At 33.1% G+C, this 661-nt stretch carries 1 protein-coding gene; it reads right to left on the bottom strand.

Going from position 1 to position 661, the window contains the following annotated elements; all coding sequences use genetic code 11:
- On the bottom strand, positions 1–661 hold a 661-nt coding region (locus tag FUA24_RS25630; protein ID WP_317131935.1), incomplete at both ends, for a glutamate synthase central domain-containing protein.

Below are 661 nucleotides of genomic sequence, written 5' to 3' on the forward strand. Positions count from 1 at the left end.
TGTGTGTCTGGATAGGCGTATTTATAGCGTTCGCTAATTTCTTTTTCAATTTCATATAAGCCAATACCTTCAATTCTTGAGGCTGTATATGGGAAATATTTTTCAACAAATGCTGAGTTGAAACCAACAATTTCAAAAATTTGAGAACCTCTGTATGAGTGTAGTGTAGAGATTCCAATTTTATTCATAATTTTTAATAATCCTTTACCAATGGCTTTGTTAAAGTTTTCTACGGCTTCATCTTCATTATAGTCTGTAATAAAGCCTTCTTTTACCTGCATTCTAATAATTTCATTAACCATGTATGGGTTAATTGCAGATGCGCCATAGCCAAATAATGTGGCAAAGTGGTGTGGTTCACGAGGTTCAGCAGATTCGATTATGATGTCAAAATATGAACGCTTACGTAAACGGTTTAATTGGTGGTTTACATATGAACAGGCTAATAATGCAGGAATTGGTGCAAAATCTTTATTTACGCCTCTGTCTGATAGAATGATAATATTTGTTTTTCTATCAAGTGCTTTTTCAACTTGTTTTATAATATCTTCTAAAGCGTTTTCTAATCCGTTTAACCCTTGTTCTTTAGGGTAAAGTATGTGGATGGTTTCAGCTTTAAAGCTTTCAATGTCAATGGTTCTAATTTTTTCTAAATCGGCGT

The sequence above is a fragment of the Seonamhaeicola marinus genome (assembly GCF_008085455.1).